The 989-nt window shown below is 72.7% G+C and carries 1 pseudogene; it reads left to right on the top strand.

Annotation, left to right across the window (positions count from 1 at the left end):
- Window positions 1-203 precede the first annotated feature (203 nt).
- Window positions 204-989: pseudogene (locus V6U82_RS31495) on the top strand (hypothetical protein); the annotation flags it as partial.

Here is a 989-nt window from a genome sequence, read left to right as displayed (position 1 = left end):
CCCCCCACAGGGCCCCCCCGGCCAGGGGAGGCAGCGCCAGGGAGTCCAAGTCCCGGGGGGGGGGGGCCCCGGGCGGCGCCCAGCCGCCGGCCGCCGCTCCGGCTGCCGCCCCGGCTGTCGCGGCTCCGGCCGCGGCCCCGGCTGTCGCGGCTCCGGCCGCGGCGACCACTGCCGCCGCTGCCGCGCCGGTCGCCGACGGCGGCATGAACGGCGGCAAGGAGGACGACAAGCGCGTCGAGGGTGACGGCGGCGCACTGCTCGTCGAGCGTGGCGGCAGCGCCTACCTGGACAACGTCAAGCTGGTCGACAACAACGCCGAGGGCGACGGCGGCGCCATCGCCAACTACGGCCGCACCTGGCTCAAGGAGAGCAAGGTCGTCGACAACCACGCCCAGGGCGACGGCGGCGGCGTCTACAACGAGGGCACCCTCAAGGTCGAGGAGACCCACGTCGACGACAACACCGCCGGCGGCAACGGCGGCGGCATCGCCAACGGCAGCGGCCTGTCCGGCGGGCACGGCCCGGCGGCCTCCGCCGCGCCGAAGGGCTACGACAAGAAGGGCAAGCACCACGAGGCCGGCACCGTCGAGATCTACGGTTCCGACCACGGCAAGGACGGCGTGAAGTCGAGCCTGTCGGACAACCGCGCCGGCAAGAACGGTGGCGGCCTGTTCAGCAGCGGCGGCACCGTCACGGTGTCCTTCACCGCGATCACGGGCAACACCGCCTGCGAGAACGGTGGCGGCGTCTACGCCGAGAACACGGACCTCGACCTGGACAAGGTGCACGTCGCCAAGAACCACGCCGACGGCGACGGCGGCGGTGTCGTGGTCACCGGCGGCAAGCACTGGGGCTACCCGAACGCCAAGGAGCACGCCAGCGCCACGATCGCCGACAGCAAGATCGTCGACAACACCGCCAACCGCTTCGGCGGTGGTATCTACAACGGCGAGTGGCTCATCAAGATCGAGGACGGCTTCCTCGCCCGC

It is taken from the genome of Micromonospora sp. CPCC 205554, assembly GCF_036902745.1.
In the GTDB taxonomy this organism is placed as follows: domain Bacteria; phylum Actinomycetota; class Actinomycetes; order Mycobacteriales; family Micromonosporaceae; genus Micromonospora; species Micromonospora tulbaghiae.
The sequence above is the reverse complement of the archived record's forward strand: the minus strand, read 5'-3'. Positions and strand labels throughout refer to the sequence as shown.